Here is an 18,702-nt window from a genome sequence, read left to right as displayed (position 1 = left end):
CGGGCGAGCATCAATTCTCGCAAATGGCTGATAACAAGATATCTCCTGGGGATCCCCATGAACTGGGATGACGTCCGCATCTTCCTCGCCGTGGCGCGCGCAGGCCAGATCCTCGGCGCCGCCAGGCGGCTGGAGCTCAACCATGCCACCGTCTCGCGCCGCATCGCAGCACTCGAGGACGCGCTGCGCACGAAACTCTTTCGCCGGCTGACCACCGGCAGCGAGTTGACGCCGGCCGGCGAACGCTTCCTCGACATTGCCGAGCGAATGGAGGGCGACATGATCGCCGCGCGCTCGACCATATCAGGCGAAGGCGACGATATTTCCGGCACCGTGCGCATCGGCGCCCCCGACGGCTTCGGCGTCGCCTTCCTGGCCAGGCGCCTCGGCGAACTGACCGCGCTGCATCGCGAGTTGACCATCCAGCTCGTGCCGGTGCCGCGCTCCTTCTCGCTGTCGCGGCGCGAGGCCGACATCGCCATCACCGTCGAGCGGCCGTCCGAGGGCCGGCTGGTGGCGGGAAAGCTGGTCGACTATTCGCTCGGCCTGTTCGCGTCGCGTGCCTACGCCGAGGCGCATGGCTTGCCCAAAGCGGCGGCCGAACTCGGCCAGCACACCCTCATCGGCTATGTGCCCGACCTCATCGTCAGCCCCTCGCTCGACTATGCCTCTGAATTCAGCGCGGACTGGCGCACCAGCTTCGCCATCTCCTCGGCGCTCGGCCAGGCCGAAGCGGTGCGCTCGGGGGCCGGCATCGGCATCCTGCACACTTTCGTCGCCCGTTCGATGCCGGAACTGGTGGCCGTCGATGTGGTCGCCCCCATCCGCCGCGCCTACTGGCTGGTCTATCACGAATCGGTCAGACCGCTGCGCCGGGTCCAGATCGTCGCCGGCTTCATCACCAAGGCGGTGGAGCGGGAGCGGAGCCTGTTCTTATAAATTCAGGCTGGGTCGAGAACGAACGAACGCACAATTTTCTCGATGGGGCCGACTATCCATATCCACCTCGACAGCACATCCTCGGCGCTTTTGCCCATCAGCGTGCAGTTGACATAGCCAAAGCGTGAGCCGCGTATGGATAACGCGATCCTGGAATGACCGTGCAGGCCGAGCTTCTTGTCGCCAAGTGTAAAATCTATGTCGGTCAAGCGGACAGCATAGCCGGACGGGAACTGTTGCAGTCCTTGATTGCTGAAATCGGCGGTGCTGTAGGCCGCACCAATCACATCCCGCCAGTCGTCATTCGACCAGCCCTTCTCGATGAACTTTTTCGGGTCGGAGAACTTTATAGGTGCGGATGCGTTGTAGCGGGAGGTTGATACCTGGCAGATCAGCCCATCGCCTCCTATTTGCAGCTGCGTTGTCCCTCCGGTAGGCCGCTCAATGGGAAAGTTCCCCGGAAAAGTCAGCGAAAAACCGTTGTCGGCGTCATGTACGGTCTTGTCAGGAACCAGTTGGACATTGAGCAGAATTCCGCCGACTATTGCCGGAAGTAGAGTATGCATCGCCGCCGCCCACCTCGCCTAAAACCTACATCGGGCAGCTCTTGCGGGCCGACGCATATCGAGGCAGATGGTAGCATATGCATGCTATGATCGCGCCGCCTTTTCCTCGCCACAAAATCAGCGAGGGTGGCAGCAAGCGCGATGTCGCCGATCAGGTAGGGGCTGGCTGCGGCGGGTGGGACATTTTTTTGCAGAACTGGTGCGGACCTAAATGCGAGCCGTTCTTGCCATCCTGCCGCTGGTTTTCGTCTCGGCCTGCGCCAACCCATGGACAAAAGTGCCGGAAGCCGAATTGCCCAAGCCGATCCGTTACGCCATGGCGCGCCCCTCGCCCTTCGTCATCGGCAATTACTGCGGCCCCGGCACCCGCACCGGCGATCTGTCGGCCCGGCCGGTGGATCGCCTCGACGCGGTGTGCCAGGTCCACGACGCCTGCTACATCGCCCGCCACAATCATTGCGACTGCGACAGCGCGCTTGTCGCCTCCGCCAGGACAATCCGTGACGACAAGACGGCGCCACGCAAGATGCGCGGCGAGGCGGAATTGCTGATTGCTACGTTCGCCATCCCCGTCTGCAAAGTGTTTCCACAGGGCTTCATGCCGCCGCGCGACCCGGCACAATTGAGCGCGATGAAGGCCGGAGCCACCGGGTGAATCGCCACGCATCCGTCATCCTTGCCCTTATCGGGCTGGCCGCCCTTGCCGGTTGTACCGGCATAGGCCGCAATACCTGCGACCTCCTGCCGGGACAGGAAGCCTGCGCGCGGCCTTCTCTGTCAGCCAGCACCCCCGGGCCGCAGGTCGCGGCGTCGCAGTTTTTCGGCGATGCCGGCGCCAGCGACTACGAAAGACGATTCCTGGCGCTGCTCGCCCACAACCAACTCGGCGCCATGGATCGCGCCAACGGCACCGGCCCATTCGGGCGCAACCGCCGCGACGTGCAGAACAGTGACTTCCAGGCGACCTATTCGACGCTGCAGCAACTGGCAGGACCGGTCGCCAGGGCACATCTGCCGCCGGCCAATGGCGGCAGCGGCGAGGGCCATTTCGACGGCCGCTGGCGCGTGTCGCGGCAGACGCTCTATATCGACGCGGCAGCGCGGCCGTCGGCCCCCAAGACTTTCGATTTCTCCGGCCTGCAGGCACGCAGCACCGAGATCGTCATGCGCCAAGCGGGCGAGCAGCCTGCCGACATCGAGGCCACCTGCGACGGCGCATTGGCGATCCGCTCCGCCGGCGCCTCGCGCACCATCGCTGCCGGCGCGGCGTTCCGCTTTCGCCTGTCGGGCGAAGACGACACGGTCAGCCTGTTTCCGAGCGACAGGCTGAACCGCTGCACGGCAAGGATCCGCTCCAGCCTTGCGCCGGCCGGCGCGCCGCTCACCATCCAGCGCGAAGAGACCGCCGATCCGGCACTCGCCAGCTTCGACAGCCGCTACCAGCACTGCCCGGTTCCCAACGACGCCGGGCTCGACGCGCTTGAGCGCGCCTTCTATGCCAGCCGCTGGCTGTCGCAGACCTGCGCCCTGCCGATCGGCGAGCCCAAGCTGCTGCGCAAGTCGCGCGACGGCTTCAACGCCAAGGTCGAGGCGCTGATGGGCGCGCCCCTGTCCGATGCGGCAATAGACAGAGGCGACCCGGAGCTGCCGCTCGATTTCTCCAGGGCGCCAAGGCTGAAGCTGATCTATCTGTCCTCGCTCGAATTCAAGGCCGACTTTTCCGGCTGCATCATGGAGCGGCTGATCCGCCATCATGCCGCCCTTGGCACCAAGGTGCGCATCCTGGTCACCGACGTGCTGGAGCGCGAAAAGGACGACGCCATGCTGCACCGGCTGGCGGCCGAATTCCCCAATGTCGAATTGCAGGAATACCGCTGGCGCGCCGATCATGGCGCGCCGATCGACGAGCAGATTTCACAATTGCATAAGACCCATCATATCAAGATGCTGGCGACGCTGGCTGAGGACCCTGCGCGCTCGCGCGTCATCATCGGCGGACGCAACATCCATGACGGCTTCCTGTTCCATCAGCCGATCGACCTGTCGCGCTATCCGGACCTACAGCAATACGGCAAGACCGACGGGCTTTCGCTGAACTACTATTCGAACTGGAGCGACTTCGACATCGAGTTCGCCGACAAGGCGACGGTCGAGACGCTCGCCGCGCATCTGTCGACAATATGGTTGCGCGACGCCGACACCAATCTGGCGCGCCCCTTCTCCATCCCGGTCCGCGGAGATGGCCGCCCCCGGGGCAATGCCCGGCATTTCATCTCGGTGCCCTATGAGGACGACCATGCGCTGGAGGCCTATTTCGTCGAACTGGTCGATGCCGCCCGGCACCATATCCAGATCGTCAACCCCTACCTCAATTTGACGCCGAGCCTCGCCCAGGCCTTTGACCGGGCGCTTGCCCGTGGCGTCAGGATCGACATTGTCGGCCGCATCGATCTCAAGGGCGATATTGGCGGCAAGTTCCTCACCGCGCTCAACAAGCTGTTCGTCGAGAAATATGGCGACCGCATCAACATCCGCGAGTTCAAGGCGCCTGACGTGGTGCTGCATTCCAAGATCATGATGATCGACGATAGGCTGGTCGCCATCTCCTCGGTCAACCTCAACAACCGCAGCTTCTTCCACGATTCAGAGAACGGCATGACGGTGCTCGATCCCGCCTTCTACGTCAGGATGAAGCCGATCTATGACGACTATCTCGCCCACTCGAACCCGGTCGCCACCAAGGTGACGATCCCGTGGGCCTACCGGCTGCTGTTCGACGAGGCCTGGGTCAGGCAGGCGTTCTGATGCAATGCCAGGAAAAGTGTGAAGCGGTTTTCCGTCCGGAATTGCATCCACCCAAGAGGACGCCCCGCGCCTATTTCAGGTAGCGCTCCTGCGCCAGGGCACGGGCATCGATGTCGGGGACCTTGTTCGACATGATGTCGGCCAGCACCTTGGCCGAACCGCAGGCCATGGTCCAGCCGAGCGTGCCATGGCCGGTGTTGAGGAAGAGATTGGAAAGCTCGGTGCGGCCGATCAGCGGCGGCCCGTCCGGCGTCATCGGCCGCAACCCGCACCAGAAGGTCGCCTCGCGCATGGCGCCGGCGCCCGCAAAGAGATCGCCGACCGAGTGTTCGAGCGTGCGGCGCCGCGATTCATGCAGCCTGAGGTCGAAGCCGGAAATCTCGGCCGTGCCGCCGACGCGGATGCGGTCGCCCAGCCGGGTGATCGCCACCTTGTAGGTTTCGTCCATCACGGTCGACACCGGCGCCAGGGCGGCATCCTTGATCGGCACGGTGATCGAATAGCCCTTGACCGGATAGACCGGGATCGACCGTTTCATCCGGCGCATGAAGCCGGCCGAGTAGCTGCCCAGCGCCATCACATAGGCTTCGGAAGCCTTGAAACCCTTGCTGGTGCTGAGATTGGCAATACGGTTGCGGCTGCGGATGACGCGCCAGATCGTCGTGTCGTATTCGAACGTCACGCCTCGCGCCACGCAGAGTTCGGCCAGTTTCTCCGTGAACATCTTGCAGTCGCCGGTCTCGTCATGCGGCAGCCGCAGCCCCCCGACGAACTTCTCGCGCACGCCGGCCAGCGCCGGCTCCGCCGCGATGCAGCCGTCCTGGTCGAGGATCTCATAGGGCACGCCATATTTCTTCAGCACCTCGACATCGCCGCCGGTGCCGTCGAGCTGCTTTTGCGTGCGGAACAGCTGCAGCGTGCCCTGGGTGCGCTCGTCATAAGTGATGCCGGTTGCTTCGCGCAGCGCCTTCAGTGTGTCGCGGCTGTATTCGGCGAGCGGCACCATGCGCGACTTGTTGATGGCATAGCGCTCGGCCGTGCAGTTACGCAGCATCTTGACCAGCCAGGTCCACATATGCGGGTCGAAAGCCGGTCGTACCACCAGCGGGCCATGCTTCATCAACAGCCATTTGATCGCCTTCAGCGGAATGCCCGGCCCGGCCCAGGGCGATGCATAGCCGGGTGAAATCTCGCCGGCATTGGCGAAGCTGGTTTCCAGCGCCGGGCCTTTCTGGCGGTCGAGCACCGTCACCTCGTGACCAGCCTCGGCAAGATAATAGGCCGTGGTCACCCCGATGACGCCGCCGCCCAGCACCATGATCTTCATCGTTCACTCCTTGCCGCGCCGCGCATCCTCAGGACGCCCATGGACGCGACCGCATTTCTCGATTTGCGCATGATCCCAAATGAAAATCGATGCCGATTTTCGAAAACCATGCGCTATGGCCATTCACGCCGCCGAGGGACCGGGGTCGTCGTCTTCTGTCTGCCGCATTCCGGTCGTCTCGCCAAGAGGCCGCCAGTCGGCTGCGGCGCTGTAGACGAGAGTGAGCCCGTGCGGTCGCTGCCCGTCGGCCCGGTCTTTCTGCCTGACCGTGCGCCGGGCAGCCTCCGGCTGGTAAAGCACGGCCTTGATCAGGATCGACTCCCGCCGGCCGTCGGCGTGCTCTATCGATGCCGTTTGGCCCTGCGCCATGCCAAGCATGCAGAGTCCGCGCCTGGTCGCCACCGACAGGCTGGAGCCGACCGGTCCGCGCACCTCGTTCTGCACCAGGGTGCGTGTCTCGGCCTGACCGGCATCGATGCTGAACACCACCCTGCTGTTCAGCGTAACGATATCGGGACCAACCGAACCGGTCGGAACGACATCGGCGCTTGAAAGCTTGTGTTCGAGCATGTGCACGATCGGATCCGCGAATGCCCGCCGGCGCTCCAGCATGACTTCGAGGACTGCGCAGTCCTTCGTCGTCAGGCAGCAATTCGTGCTCGTCATCATCGCCTCCACAATCAAGGTCGTTGCGGGCCGGAGGCCGGCGTGTCGACGGCTTCAACGGTCACCGACAGTTCCCGGCCGCCACGGCTGCTCCAGCACACCGCCTGCCCTATCGACGCGCCAATGAGCGCCGTTCCCATCGGCGTCAGCACCGAAATCCTGTTTTCGGCAATGTCGGCTTCGCCGGGATAGACCAGCATCATGCGTTGGGTCTCGCCGCCGTCGGCACGGACCGTCACGATCGAGCCCATACGCACCACGTCGGCCGGCATCGCCGCCGCGTCCGTGATGACGGCCCGGTCCATTTCCGAAAGCAGTTCCTCGGCCGTCTCGGGGGCGCGGTCGAGCAAGGCCCTCGCCAGGCTGGTCAACCTGCCGTGGTCGGTATCACTGATCAAAATCTGGCTGCTTGGATGCAGTCCCATTGCATGTTGCATGGCAAACCTCGTGGATCGGCGCATCGAACGGATGCGCGCTTGCCGCTGCACTGACAGCGGCGTGATGAAAAGCCGGCAGCCGCGAAAAGCTGCACGACTTGATGGCGATAGTGGATGTATGGATGCCCCGGTAAGGACGGACGCCAGAAGGCGGCCGCGCCGGGGCTACGATCCCGCGATCGGACAGACCCTGAACAAGGTTCTGGTGTAAGCGAGGTTGCTCATGCTCCGAACGTTGCCGACAGGCGCCCGCTTGTCAAGCGCGGCCAAACCGCTCAACCCCCGACATAGCGCCGGTGGAAGCGCGGGCCGAGACTGGCCAGGATTTCATAGCCGATGGTGCCGGCATGGCCGGCGGCATCGTCGACGCTCTGCGAGGGGCCGAGCAGCTCGACCAGATCGCCCTCGCGCAGCGTGCCGGGCGGCAGGGCGGATATGTCGAGAATGATCGAATCCATCGACACGCGCCCGAGGAAAGGCAGACGCAGTCCTTCGAACCAGGCCGCCGAAGCGGAGCGGCGCAGCCAGCCATCCGCATAGCCGAACGAAATCGTCGCCAGGCTCAGCGGACTGCCCGCATGGTAGGTGTGGCCATAGCCGATGCCGGCACCCTTTTCGACGCGGCGGGTCTGCGCCACCTTGGCCAGCAGCCGCACGACAGGCAGCATCGGATTGGGTTCTCCGGGCGTCGGGTTGATGCCGTAGACCGCGGCACCGGGACGGGCGAGATCATAATGATAGGACGGCCCGAGAAAGATGCCGGAAGAGTTGGCGAGCGAGGCAGGCGCCTGCGGCAGCACGGCGCGCAGCCGCTCAAAAGCCAGCCGCTGCTGTTCATTGGCCGGATGGCGCGGCTCGTCGGCGCAGGCCAGATGGCTCATCACGTATCGGATCTCGATACCCTCGAACGCGCCGGCATCCCTGGCCACGGCCTCGACTTCGGCCGGCGCCATGCCGAGCCGCGACATGCCGCTGTCGACCTGGATGGCGGCCGGCAGCCGGCGCCCGGCGTCGTGTGCCACCGCGCGCCAGGCTTGCAACTGCGCGCCACTGTTGATGACCGCGCAAAGCCCAGCCGCCACCGCTTCCGGCTCGGAGCCCGGCGGCAGCCCGTTCAGCACGTAGATGTCTGGTCCGGCACCGATCGCCTTGCGCAACGCGATGCCTTCAGCCAGCAGCGCGACGAAGAAGATGTCGCAGCCTTCACGGATCAGCGCCAATGCCACCTGGCTGGCGCCGAGGCCGTAGCCGTTGGCCTTGACCACGCCGGCGCAGCGCACGCCGCCCAGCCGCGCCTTCAGCCGCCTGTAGTTTTCACGGATCGCGCCGAGATCGATGGTCAGGATTGCGCCAGCCGCCGCTTCGCTGACCGGCCAATCGGTGACGGTTTTCGCGGCAGTCGGGTTGACGGCGTCGTTCATGGCGACCCTCATTGCATCGGCCATCAATACGACCCTCGCACCGGCGCTGCAACCGCGACGGGATCAGTGCATGTCGCCCAAAGTGACGACGTGCTTTAGCGCGACTACCGCCCCAGATGACGGAACGCCGCCACCACCTCTTCATAGACCTTGCGCTTGAACGGCACGATCAGGTCTGGCAGGTCCTGCATCGGCCGCCACGACCATTTGTCGAACTCGGCGGTGTGGCCGCCCGGCGGCGGATTGATCTGGATTTCGCTCACATCGCCATGAAAGCGGAAGGCGAACCATTTCTGCGTCTGGCCGCGATAGCGGCCCTTGAAGGCAATGCCGACGAGATGATCCGGCAGGTCATAGTTGATCCAGTCCGGCGCCTCGGCGAGCAGCGAGACGCTGCGCATGCCGGTCTCCTCATAGAGCTCGCGCTGCGCCGCCTGCAGCGGCTCCTCACCCTTGTCGATGCCGCCTTGCGGCATCTGCCAGAGCTGAGTCGTGCCGGCGAATTCGCTGTCGGGTTCGGCAATGCGATGTCCGACCCAGACCAGGCCCTCGCCATTGAGGATCATCAACCCGACACAGGGACGGTAGGGCAACGTTTCGGGATCGATGTGCTTCGTCTTTGACATGCCCACTATCAACCACGTTGCTTGCGAGGAGTCACGATGCTTCCAGGAATCGATCGTAATGTCCGGGAATTCCCCGTGAGCGAAGTACAGAAAGACTCGACTCCATCTTTTGTTTGCGCCACTGTGTATTCGGGGGATAAGAAGATGTCTTTACGGCTGCTGAGGGCGTTTGCCCTTGTATCCATTCTGCCCATGGTCGGTGGATGCCTTCCACAATCAGTGAAAGGTTGGCCATACCGCAACGGCCCCGACCCCGTCATGCCATACGCGGCGGTAAAACCACATCTCGACAATCAAGTTCGGATCATGAATGCGTTCGAGAGCAACGTGATCAGATATGGCGGCGATCAATCGGGGAGCAAGATATGGTATTACACGGCACTGGAGGGATATAACTTCGTGGACGGGGAGTGCGATCAATACATGGATGAACTCTACGCGCTGGACCATGGGCGCGATCGCTTCAAATCCGCTGTCGACAGCACCGGGCTGCTGGTGAACGCCATAATGGCGACGGATCCGTCCTCCAAGGTCGCGATGTCCATCGTCGCGCAGGCGTTTGGCCTGGCCAGCAAATACGTCGACACATTCGCGAACAGCTATCTGTATTCCGGCCACTCATCGACCGTTCATCACGTGGTCTCGGAGATGCAAGCCGCCTACCGCAGCAAGGTCGTGCCCTCGGCCATCACGTCCGAACCCGAGGCCTATCAAAGCATCAGGGGCTATTTGGAGTTGTGCTTGCCGCCAACCATTGAGGCCAAGATCGACGAAGCGCTTTCGGCGAGCAAGGCCAGCACCCCGCCAAAGGGCAGCGACACAGGCAAAGCAGCGGCGGCAGCGGCGCCCTTGGTGACCCTGACGGCACCGCAAGTAGCCGAATAGGTTCTCCGAAACGGGGCGAAGCGGGCAGCCAAATGCATGTCGCCCAAAAGCGGCCCTGTTTTGGAAGACGACATGCGTGAAAACAAAGACCTAGAGCGCGGCGTCTGAATCCCTCTCGATGCGACCCGCTTTAGAGAATTGGGTAAGAACAAAGAGATAGAGCGGTTCGCGAACGATGAAGCGCTCTGGCCAGATGTTTCGGCGTCACCTCTTTTGCGGATCGATCGCCACTGCTGAAATCGGCACGATCTCGATGCCGCGCTTCTTGGCCTCGGCAATCCAGGACGAGACGGTGTCGACCGTCAGGTCGAAGGCCGAGCCGATGCCGACGGCAGAGCCCTTGGCCCGCGCGGTGGCTTCGAGACTGTCCAGTTTCTTCAGGATGGCGCCGCGATCCTGCACCGCGTCGATCGCCATGTCGCCGGCGACGAAGGGCACGCCGTCCTTCAGCGCCAGGTCGGGCGCCAGGCTGCGCGCCGACGAGCCATCGTCGATATAGGCGAGACCCCGTTTGCCGAGTTCGGCCATGAACGGCTCCATCGCCGCCGTGTCGGCGGAAAAGCGTGCGCCCATATAGTTCATGACGCCGGTATAGTTCGTCGTCCGCGACAGAGCCCAGTGCAGATTCTTGAGATTCTCCTCGGCGCTCGCCGCCACGGTCAGCGTGTTGCGGCCGGGGTTGACGTTGGGATAGTCGAACGGTTCGAGCGGCACCTGCATGACGATCTCATGGCCGCTCTGCCGGGCGGCCTGCATCCAGCGGCCGATGCTGTTGCCTTGCGGCGCGAAAGCCAGCGTCACTTCCGCCGGCAGCCTGGCGATGGCTGCCTGGGTGCCGGTCTGCGACACGGCAAGCCCGCCGATGACGATCGCCACCCGCGCTCCGCGCGCGCCGGACCACGGCCGCGCATAGACATCGAAGGGCCGCCTGCCATCGGCGGAGCGCATCGGCAAGGGGCCGGTTTCGCTGGCTTCGATCAGCGCCTTGTCGGGAAGATGCGCAATCTTCAGGTTCTGCCCGACGGTCGACGGGTCGCGAATGACGATGGCCGCCTGCGGAGGACCATCGCCCTCCTCCTTCTGCACATGGATGATCTGCGGACCACCGGTCTTGGTTGGCGTTTCAACCTTTGGCGCCGCGACAGGGACCAAGGCGGATGGCGCGGCAGTGGGCTCGGCCGCCGCCGTCACCTTCGGCGTCGAAACGGCGACCTCTTGCGGCTTGCGAAACGGCTTTTCCCTGAGTGCTATCGCGGCCGAGGCGCCAACCACCGCCAGCACGACAATTGCCGACACGAGCACGCCCGCACTGACTTTGCCGGCGGCGCGCGGCGCCCGGACGGTCTGTCCAAGCGGGCGTTCGATGTCCTTGCCGATATCAGCCAAGCCCTGTCCCCGGAGCGCATGGTTCCGAAGGCGACCCCTTCGGCGACATGCGCGAATTCATCAACCCTGGCGCGCCGCTGGCGCCGTATCTGGAGGCCTTGTCTTGCCTCCCCGAATCAAACTGCCGGAACCTTTCGGTCCCGGCAGCATCGCATTGCTTCGTTCAGCCGGCCAGACCTGGCCGGCCAAGCCGTTACTGGTTGAGCACGGCCTTTTCCGGATTGGGCGGGAAGGCCGGATCGGTCTTCTGACCGCGCAGCAGCTGCTCTGCATAGATGAGCTGCAGATCGTCCTTCGGATCCGGCGGCACATAGGCGGCCGAGCCCGAGCCGGTCGAGCTCTCGTCGGCGCCCTTGATATGACCCTTGAGATCGGACTCGCCGCGCGTCAAATCCCTGCCCTGCAATTCGGGCGGCAGCGGCTGGTCGACCTTGATGTCGGGCGTGATGCCCTTGCCCTGGATCGACTTGCCGGACGGCGTGTAATAGAGCGCCGTCGTCAGCCTGAGCGCACCATTCTCGCCGAGCGGAATGATGGTTTGCACCGAACCCTTGCCGAAGGACTGCGTACCGACCACCGTGACGCGGCGCAGATCCTGCAACGCGCCGGCGACGATTTCGGACGCACTGGCCGAGCCGCCATTGACGAGCACGATAATCGGCTTGCCGTTGACGTCGTCGACCTGCTTCGGCTTGGCGTCGAAGCGGGTGACGTCCTTCGGATCGCGGCCGCGCGTCGAGACGATCTCGCCGCGCTTCAGGAAGGCGTCGGACACGCTCACCGCCTGGTCGAGCAGACCGCCCGGATTGAGGCGCAGGTCGAGCACATAGCCCTTGAGCTTGTCGTCCGGCACCTGCTTCTTGATGGTGTCGATGGCATTCTCGAGGTCGTCATAGGTCTTTTCGGTGAAGGAGGTGATCTTCATGTAGCCGATGTCGTTCTCGACCCGGAACTTGACCGCCTTGACCTTGATGATGTCGCGCACCACCGTCAGCTCGATCGGCTTGTCGGCGCCCTGGCGCAGGATGGTGAGCTTGATCGGTGTGTTGACCAGGCCGCGCATCTTCTCGACCGCATCGTTGAGTGTCAGGCCGCGAACCTCTTCGCCGTCGATCTTGGCGATATAGTCGCCGGCCAGCACGCCGGCCTTGGCGGCGGGCGTATCGTCGATCGGCGTGATCACCTTGACCAGGTCGTTCTCCATGGTGACCTCGATGCCGAGGCCGCCGAACTCGCCCTTGGTCTGCACGCGCATATCCTGCGCCTGTTCGGCATTCATGTAGGAGGAGTGCGGGTCGAGAGAGGAAAGCATGCCGTTGATGGCGTTCTCGACCAGCGACTTGTCGTCGGGCGGCGTGACATATTGTGCCCGCACCCGCTCGAAGATGTCGCCGAAGATCGCCAGCTGCTTGTAGGTCTCCGATCCCGCAGCGTTCGCCGACGAGCCAGGAGCCCCATAGACAAGGCTCATGGCGGAGGCGCCCATCAGCGCACCAGCAAACAGAAGCGACAGTTTCCGCATCATTTCACGTCCTTCCAGAAAAACGGTCCGCCCACCATGGGGCCGGATCGACGGGTTTTCCATCCTTGCGGAACTCGACATAAAGTTCCGGCGTGGCATTTCCATTCTTCGAAACCGAGGTGCTTGCCACCCGGGCCTCTCCCATCGCGCCGACCGGCTCTCCTGCGAGCACCGACTGGCCAGTCACGACGCTGATTCTGCTCATCCCCGCCAGAACGACATGATAGCCGTCCCCGGCATTGAGGATCAAGAGTTGACCATAGGAGCGAAACGGCCCCGCATAAAGCACATTCCCATCCGCCGGCGCGGTCACGATGGCTCCCGATTGTGTCGCAAGCATGTCTCCAAGCATCACTGCGCCGTTACCGTCATCGGCGCCAAAGCGGCGTTTGATGCGGCCGGTGACCGGCAGCGCGATCTGCCCCTGCAGCGCCGAAAAGGGAGCTGCCGCGGTGAGCCGGTTGCCTTCGGGGACCGGCAGTGCTGCCAGCGATGCCGTCTTGTCGCCCGTCTGATCGTCAGCCGGCTGGCTCGCGGCGGCTGCCTTTGCGGCTTCCGCGGCCTTGCGGGTCTTGTCGGCCTGCGCTTCGAGCGAGGCGATCAGGTCCTTCAGGCTGGAGGCCTTGGCCGCCAGTTGCTCTGAGCGCTGCTGTTCGGCCGCCATTTGTGCCTGCGTGTCGGCCTCGAGCTTCTGCTTGGCTTCGAGCAGCATGCCGAGCCGCTTCTTCTCCGCCACCTGCTCGCCAACCGCTTCCGTCAGCCGCGCCCGCTCGGCCTCGATCGAGGCCGTCACCCGGGTCTGCTCCTTGAGGTCGGCCAGCAGGCTGTCGGTCTGCTGGCGCAATTCCGGCACCACGGCGCCGAGCAGGATGGCGCTGCGCACCGACGACAGCGCGTCCTCCGGCTTGACCAGGATCGCCGGCGGCGGGTTGAGGCCCATGCGCTGCAGTGCGCCCAGCACTTCGGCCAGCACGTCGCGCCGCGCCACAAGCGAGGCGCGGATCTTCTGCTGCTGGCCCTTCAGCCCTTCCAGCTTGGCGCCGATGTCCTCGATGTCCTGGCCAAGCTTCTGCTCGGTCATCGCCGACTGGATCAGCGCCGCGGTGATCGAGGCATGGTCCTTCTTGACCGCGGCGATATCGGCCGCGAGCTTGGCCAGCCGTTCCGACGACAGTGTAATTTCCTTGGAAACCTGTTCGTACTCGGCGCGGCTCTGGTCCGGATCGGGCGCCATGTCGAGCGTGTTCTCGGCCCGGGTGGCATGCAACGACAAAAGCACCGCCACCGCCACGATGCCGCAGCGCGCGCGCCCGAAGCGCCCGGTTGATGAGCCCGCTGTTGAGCCCAGTGTCGATTTCCAGCCTTCAGACATTCGCGATCTATACTATCCGCGGCTTCGTTAACGAATCATCAACCATGTTTGAGAGCCCGTCCCCGACTGCATGTTGCCCAAAAGTGGTCCCCTTTTTGGGAAAACGGCACGCATAAAAACCAGTGATTTTCGATCTTGCGCGGCATTGGGGCGGAAATCCGGGCGTCGGGCGACGAATCACAGCTGGTGGCAACTGTAGCGGCAGGCTCACGAGCGATGATAGGGGTGGCCGGAAAGGATCGTCGCCACCCTGTAGAGCTGCTCGCCCAACATCACCCGCACCAGCTGATGCGGCCAGGTCAGCGCGCCGAACGACAGCACCAGATCGGCCTGGTCGCGCAGCGACGGATCGTGACCGTCGGCTCCGCCTATGGCCAGCACCAGCGCCTTGCGCCCGCCATCGCGCAACTGTCCGATGCGATTGGCGAAATCCTGCGAGGAAAGGCTTTTGCCGCGCTCGTCGAGCAGGATCAGTGCCGTGCCCGGCTGCAGCTGCGCCTGCAACCTGGAGCCTTCGTCGCGCTGGCGCTCAATTGCGCTCTGCGCCCGGCCTTCGGCGATCTCGGTGATCCCGGCGAATTCGAGCCCGACCGCGGGCCCGCTCTTGGCGAAGCGTTCGAAATAGCGGTCGGCCAACTCCCGCTCGGGACCGGTTTTCATTCGGCCCACGGCATGAACTGAAATCTTCATCCCGCCTCTATAAGCCGTTAATGCACGTCACCCAAAGGTGAAATCCGGTTTTGGGCAACGACACAGGGCAGCTTAATGAAGGGTCTCTTCCTCGAGATCCGGCGCCTGCCACATCTTTTCGAGATTGTAGAATTCGCGGACTTCGGGACGGAAGACATGGACGATGATGTCGCCTGAATCGATCAGGACCCAGTCGGCGCCGGACAGTCCCTCGACGCGCGCGGTGCCGAGGCCGGCATCCTTGAGCGCCTTGAGGAGATGGTCGGCGACAGCCGAGACATGACGGTGCGATCGGCCCGACGCGACGACCATGTAGTCGCCGAGGCTCGATTTCCCCTGAATGTCGATTGAGACAATATTTTCGGCCTTGGAGTCTTCCAGACTGGCAAGGACTGTCTTGATGGCACGGGACACGGCGTCGTCTACGCTGATCCTGGCCGGCGAAGGCATGATATCGGCCTTCTTCCGCAGTGCTGTTCTCAGTGTATTTCCTTTCGCAGCAAGAACAACCAAATCACCCCCAAAAGCAGGTGACACCACTTAGATAGGCAGAGTTCCGTTGCAGTTTCAAGACGCAGCCGCAGAAGCAGGTTCGCCAGGCATCAGAAATGAAGCCCGTCGGCAAGGGATCAGCCCGGTTTCCCGGCGGTATCGTCCGGCGCATAGGCGAGCTCGACCGGCAGCGGCGCCTGCGCCGTCATCGGTGCGAAACTGCCGGTCTCAGTGGCCGGCACGGCCTGTGTTGTGAACACGCGCAACAGCACGAACAGGCAGAAGGCGCAGGCGATGACAACAGCCACATAGATGAAGGCCTGCGTGCCGAAGGCGGCCGAAAGGGCGGTGACGATGCCCGGCACGATGAAGCCCGACAGCGACCAGGCAAACAACAGCGAGCTGGACAGCGCCACCATGTCGTCCTTGCCTGCGCGGTCGGCGGCGTGCGCACTGGACAGTGAATAGATCGATTCGGAGGCGCCGTCCCACAAGACATAGATCACCAGCAGCGCCGGCAGCGCGCCGCCGTCGAAACCGAGCGCGAACATGCCGGCCGCGGCGGCCAGTGCGGACGCCCCGATCAGCACGTAACGGCGATCGGTGCGGTCGGAGATCCAGCCGAACGGAAGCTGCAGGATCAGCGTGCCGAGCGGCATCACCGAAAGCAGCAATGCCACATCGGCCTGGCTGTAGCCCTTGGCCGTGGCGTGGATCGGCGCGAAACCGGAAATCGACATGGACAGGCCGCCGACCGCCAGCATGCCGGCAACGCCGACCGGCGAAATCCGCCAGGCCCGGCGCAGCGCCACCGAGGCCGCCTGCGGCGCCGGCGGCTGCGCAAGCCGCGTCATGCCGACGGGCAGGATCGACAGAGCGGTAAAGACAATGCCGATCAACGGTGCGTCCGCGGTTCTGATGTCGACCAGCGCCAGTGTCGCATAGCCGACGCCGAGCCCGGCGACATAGGCGACGTAGAAGAAAGCCATCACCCGGCCGCGTATGGCGTTGGCGACCGCATCGTTCAGCCAGCTCTGCGCGACGATGAACAGGCCGCATATGGCAAAACCGTAGAGGGCGCGCGCGCCGATCCACAGCAAGGGATGCGGCCCAGCGCCGATGGCCGCATTGGAAAGCGCGATCAGCGCCGACAGCACCATGAAGGCACGGGCATGGCCGACCCTGCGCACCAGCGGCCCGGTCAGGATGCAGCCGGCAAGACCGCCGGCCGACAGGCCGGTGACAATCAGCCCGGCCCAGGTCGGATCGAAACCCTCGACGCCAAGCCGGACCGGGATGTAGGCAAACATCAGCCCATTGCCGATGGCGATCAGCGCCATCGACACGATGACGCTGGCAATCGCGATCAGCGGCGTCGGCGCGCTGCCGTGCTCCGGCTCGATTGCGGGTTGGGTCTTGGTTTGAATTGCCATATCGGGCCAGCATCGCCGATCCGTCGGGCAGGCGCCGCTGTAAAAACGACATAGGCGGGCGGGCGAAACGCGGCCCTTCCCCTTGGCGTGGAGGCCCTACCCTTTCGCCATTTTCCGGATCGCGCTCGACGACAGCGAGGAGCGCGGGCCGTGGATGAAGGTCCAGGCCGGCGCCTTCATGCGGGCAAGCAGCGGCGCGTCGCCTTCGTCGATGCGGGCATAATCGAAGGTCTTGGCGACGACCGACGACAGGAACGACAGCGTCGCGCCCGGGCGGTCGATGACCGCGATCGGGAAGGTCAGCACGATCTCGCGCCAGCGCTGCCAGCGGTGGAAATCGCGCAAACTGTCCGCGCCCATGATCCAGACGAAGTCGACGCCGGGATTGCGCGCCTTGACCAGCGCCAGCGTGTCGGCGGTATAGCGCACATGATGCGCCGCCTCGAAGGCGGTGACCTTGATCTTCGGGTTCCTGGCGATCTTCTCCGACAGCTGCAGCCGGTCGGCCAGCGGCGCCAGCTCGCGCGTGCTCTTCAGCGGATTGCCAGGCGTCACCATCCACCACAGCTGGTCGAGCGCCAGGCGCCTGAGCGCAATCTCGGCGACCAGCGCATGGCCGGCATGCGGCGGGTTGAACGAACCGCCGAACAGACCGACGGTGAGGCCCTTTTCGGCGTGCGGCATGCGGAGATAGCGGGAGGGAACCGCGTTCTCACCCTCCCCCTTGTGGGAAGGGTCGATCGGCGAAGCGGAGCGGGGCGGGGGTATCGCGGAATTCAGCGTCGTTCCCCCACCCGGCTCGCTGCGCTCGCCACCCTCCCCACAAGGGGGAGGGTAAGACCAGCGCTCAAGGCCTCACCTGTCCCGACCCGTGCACGCGGTATTTGAAGGAGGTCAGTTGCTCGACACCGACCGGCCCGCGCGCATGCATCTTGCCGGTGGCGATACCGATCTCGGCGCCCATGCCGAACTCGCCGCCATCGGCGAACTGCGTCGAGGCATTGTGCAGCAGGATCGCCGAATCGATCTCGTTGAAGAACCGCTCCACCGCCTTCGCATCGTCGGCGATGATCGCCTCGGTGTGATGCGAGGAGAAGGACTCGATATGCTCGATCGCACCATCGATGCCGTCGACCAGCTTCACCGCGATGATGGCGTCGAGATATTCGGTCACCCAGTCGGCATCGGTCGCCGGCTTGGCGTCGAAAAACACTTTCAGCACCTCGGCGTCGGCATGGATCTCGCAGCCGGCCGCGCGCAGCGCATCAAGGATCGGCAGCAGATGAGTGGATGCGACCGCGCGGTCGATCAGCAGCGTCTCGGCTGCGCCACACACGCCGGTGCGCCGCATCTTGGCGTTGACGGCGATCTTCACCGCCATGTCGAGCTCGGCGGAGCGGTCGATGTAGAGATGGCAGATGCCTTCGAGATGGGCAAAGACCGGCACCCGCGCCTCGCTCTGCACGCGCCCGACCAGGCTTTTGCCGCCGCGCGGGATGATGACGTCGAGGTTGCCGGAAAGCCCCTTGAGCATCTCGCCGACCGCGGCGCGGTCGGTGGTCGGCACCAGCTGGATCGCATCTTCGGGCAAGCCGGCGGCCTTCAGGCCCTCGACCAGGCAGGCATGGATGGCCGCCGAAGAATTGAGCGAATCGGAGCCGCCGCGCAGGATCACCGGATTGCCGGCCTTGAGGCAGAGCGCGCCGGCGTCGGCCGTCACGTTCGGCCGGCTCTCATAGATGACGCCGACGACGCCGAGCGGCGTGCGCACGCGCTCGATCCGCAGGCCGTTCGGCCGCTCCCATGCGGCGATCACATCGCCGACAGGATCCTTGAGTTCGGCGATTTCGCGGATGCCGTCGGCGATAGTGCGGATGCGCGCCGGATCGAGCTTCAGCCGGTCCATGAACGAGGCGGACAGCCCTGACTCCTGGCCATTCGAGATGTCGATGGCGTTGGCGTCGAGAATGGCTTGCTCGCGGGCGATTATGGCCTTGGCCATCGCGACAAGAGCGGCGTTCTTGGCTGCGGTCGACGCGATGGCCAGCGGTCGAGCGGCGGCGCGGGCGCGGCGGCCGATATCGGCCATCAGCGGCACGGTGTCGTCTCCGGATTGTTCATGCAGCTTCAGCATG

18 protein-coding genes are annotated in these 18,702 nt (G+C 64.3%); 4 read left to right on the top strand and 14 right to left on the bottom strand.

The window, feature by feature from the left end:
* The first annotated feature begins 57 nt into the window (after nucleotides 1-57).
* Nucleotides 58-939 (top strand): LysR family transcriptional regulator, encoded by an 882-nt coding sequence (locus CKW40_RS17115; RefSeq protein ID WP_095201084.1) that lies wholly within the window; start codon nucleotides 58-60, stop codon nucleotides 937-939.
* 2 nt (nucleotides 940-941) lie between these two features.
* On the opposite strand, the gene CKW40_RS17110 is transcribed toward CKW40_RS17115, so the two are convergent.
* Complete coding sequence (locus tag CKW40_RS17110; protein WP_095201083.1) at nucleotides 942-1,505, bottom strand: hypothetical protein; 564 nt, start codon at nucleotides 1,503-1,505, stop codon at nucleotides 942-944.
* A 211-nt stretch (nucleotides 1,506-1,716) separates the two neighbouring features.
* Here CKW40_RS17110 and CKW40_RS17105 point away from each other — a divergent pair, with 211 nt between their 5' ends.
* Together CKW40_RS17105 and CKW40_RS17100 are read left to right on the top strand one after the other, a co-directional pair.
* Complete coding sequence (locus CKW40_RS17105; protein WP_095201082.1) at nucleotides 1,717-2,160, top strand: phospholipase A2 family protein; 444 nt, start codon at nucleotides 1,717-1,719, stop codon at nucleotides 2,158-2,160.
* Entirely contained in the window at nucleotides 2,157-4,310 is a 2,154-nt protein-coding gene (locus tag CKW40_RS17100) for a phospholipase D-like domain-containing protein (protein ID WP_095201081.1), read from the top strand. Before CKW40_RS17105 ends, CKW40_RS17100 begins: the two co-directional genes overlap by 4 nt.
* Nucleotides 4,311-4,380: 70 nt before the next feature.
* On the opposite strand, the gene CKW40_RS17095 is transcribed toward CKW40_RS17100, so the two are convergent.
* From CKW40_RS17095 to CKW40_RS17075, 5 genes are all read right to left on the bottom strand, one after another.
* A complete protein-coding gene (locus CKW40_RS17095) occupies nucleotides 4,381-5,637 on the bottom strand; it encodes a D-amino acid dehydrogenase (protein WP_095201080.1) in 1,257 nt (418 codons plus the stop codon).
* A 123-nt stretch (nucleotides 5,638-5,760) separates the two neighbouring features.
* The gene (locus tag CKW40_RS17090) at nucleotides 5,761-6,303 is read right to left on the bottom strand and encodes a GreA/GreB family elongation factor (protein WP_179297997.1); all 543 of its coding nucleotides are present in this window, start codon (nucleotides 6,301-6,303) and stop codon (nucleotides 5,761-5,763) included.
* Between the two features lie 14 nt (nucleotides 6,304-6,317).
* The gene (gene rnk, locus CKW40_RS17085; RefSeq protein WP_095201078.1) at nucleotides 6,318-6,740 is read right to left on the bottom strand and encodes a nucleoside diphosphate kinase regulator; all 423 of its coding nucleotides are present in this window, start codon (nucleotides 6,738-6,740) and stop codon (nucleotides 6,318-6,320) included.
* Nucleotides 6,741-7,015: 275 nt separating this feature from the next.
* Nucleotides 7,016-8,161: an alanine racemase gene (alr, locus tag CKW40_RS17080; RefSeq protein ID WP_095201376.1), complete on the bottom strand. Its 1,146-nt coding sequence runs from the start codon at nucleotides 8,159-8,161 to the stop codon at nucleotides 7,016-7,018.
* Nucleotides 8,162-8,265: 104 nt separating this feature from the next.
* On the bottom strand, nucleotides 8,266-8,787 hold the full coding sequence (locus CKW40_RS17075; RefSeq protein ID WP_095201077.1) for an RNA pyrophosphohydrolase: 522 nt from the start codon (nucleotides 8,785-8,787) through the stop codon (nucleotides 8,266-8,268).
* 75 nt (nucleotides 8,788-8,862) lie between these two features.
* Here CKW40_RS17075 and CKW40_RS17070 point away from each other — a divergent pair, with 75 nt between their 5' ends.
* Nucleotides 8,863-9,672: a hypothetical protein gene (locus CKW40_RS17070; protein WP_143748317.1), complete on the top strand. Its 810-nt coding sequence runs from the start codon at nucleotides 8,863-8,865 to the stop codon at nucleotides 9,670-9,672.
* 204 nt (nucleotides 9,673-9,876) lie between these two features.
* Here CKW40_RS17070 and CKW40_RS17065 read toward each other — a convergent pair whose 3' ends face one another.
* From CKW40_RS17065 to CKW40_RS17030, 8 genes are all read right to left on the bottom strand, one after another.
* Complete coding sequence (locus tag CKW40_RS17065; protein ID WP_095201075.1) at nucleotides 9,877-11,058, bottom strand: divergent polysaccharide deacetylase family protein; 1,182 nt, start codon at nucleotides 11,056-11,058, stop codon at nucleotides 9,877-9,879.
* A gap of 193 nt (nucleotides 11,059-11,251) precedes the next feature.
* Entirely contained in the window at nucleotides 11,252-12,583 is a 1,332-nt protein-coding gene (locus CKW40_RS17060) for a S41 family peptidase (RefSeq protein WP_179297996.1), read from the bottom strand.
* Nucleotide 12,584: 1 nt separating this feature from the next.
* Nucleotides 12,585-13,952: a murein hydrolase activator EnvC family protein gene (locus tag CKW40_RS17055; protein WP_095201074.1), complete on the bottom strand. Its 1,368-nt coding sequence runs from the start codon at nucleotides 13,950-13,952 to the stop codon at nucleotides 12,585-12,587.
* 207 nt (nucleotides 13,953-14,159) lie between these two features.
* On the bottom strand, nucleotides 14,160-14,642 hold the full coding sequence (gene rlmH / locus CKW40_RS17050; protein WP_095201073.1) for a 23S rRNA (pseudouridine(1915)-N(3))-methyltransferase RlmH: 483 nt from the start codon (nucleotides 14,640-14,642) through the stop codon (nucleotides 14,160-14,162).
* Between the two features lie 72 nt (nucleotides 14,643-14,714).
* Nucleotides 14,715-15,092, bottom strand: coding sequence for a ribosome silencing factor (rsfS, locus tag CKW40_RS17045; RefSeq protein WP_023777607.1), 378 nt, complete (start codon nucleotides 15,090-15,092; stop codon nucleotides 14,715-14,717).
* 179 nt (nucleotides 15,093-15,271) lie between these two features.
* Nucleotides 15,272-16,567, bottom strand: coding sequence for an MFS transporter (locus CKW40_RS17040; RefSeq protein WP_095201072.1), 1,296 nt, complete (start codon nucleotides 16,565-16,567; stop codon nucleotides 15,272-15,274).
* 96 nt (nucleotides 16,568-16,663) lie between these two features.
* The gene (locus tag CKW40_RS17035; protein WP_095201071.1) at nucleotides 16,664-17,251 is read right to left on the bottom strand and encodes a nicotinate-nucleotide adenylyltransferase; all 588 of its coding nucleotides are present in this window, start codon (nucleotides 17,249-17,251) and stop codon (nucleotides 16,664-16,666) included.
* Between the two features lie 163 nt (nucleotides 17,252-17,414).
* Nucleotides 17,415-18,701, bottom strand: a complete 1,287-nt coding sequence (locus tag CKW40_RS17030; protein ID WP_095201070.1) for a glutamate-5-semialdehyde dehydrogenase — start codon at nucleotides 18,699-18,701, stop codon at nucleotides 17,415-17,417.
* Nucleotide 18,702 lies beyond the last annotated feature (1 nt).

The organism is Mesorhizobium carmichaelinearum (assembly GCF_900199455.1).
GTDB lineage: Bacteria > Pseudomonadota > Alphaproteobacteria > Rhizobiales > Rhizobiaceae > Mesorhizobium > Mesorhizobium carmichaelinearum.
This window is presented reverse-complemented; position numbering and strand designations above follow the sequence as displayed.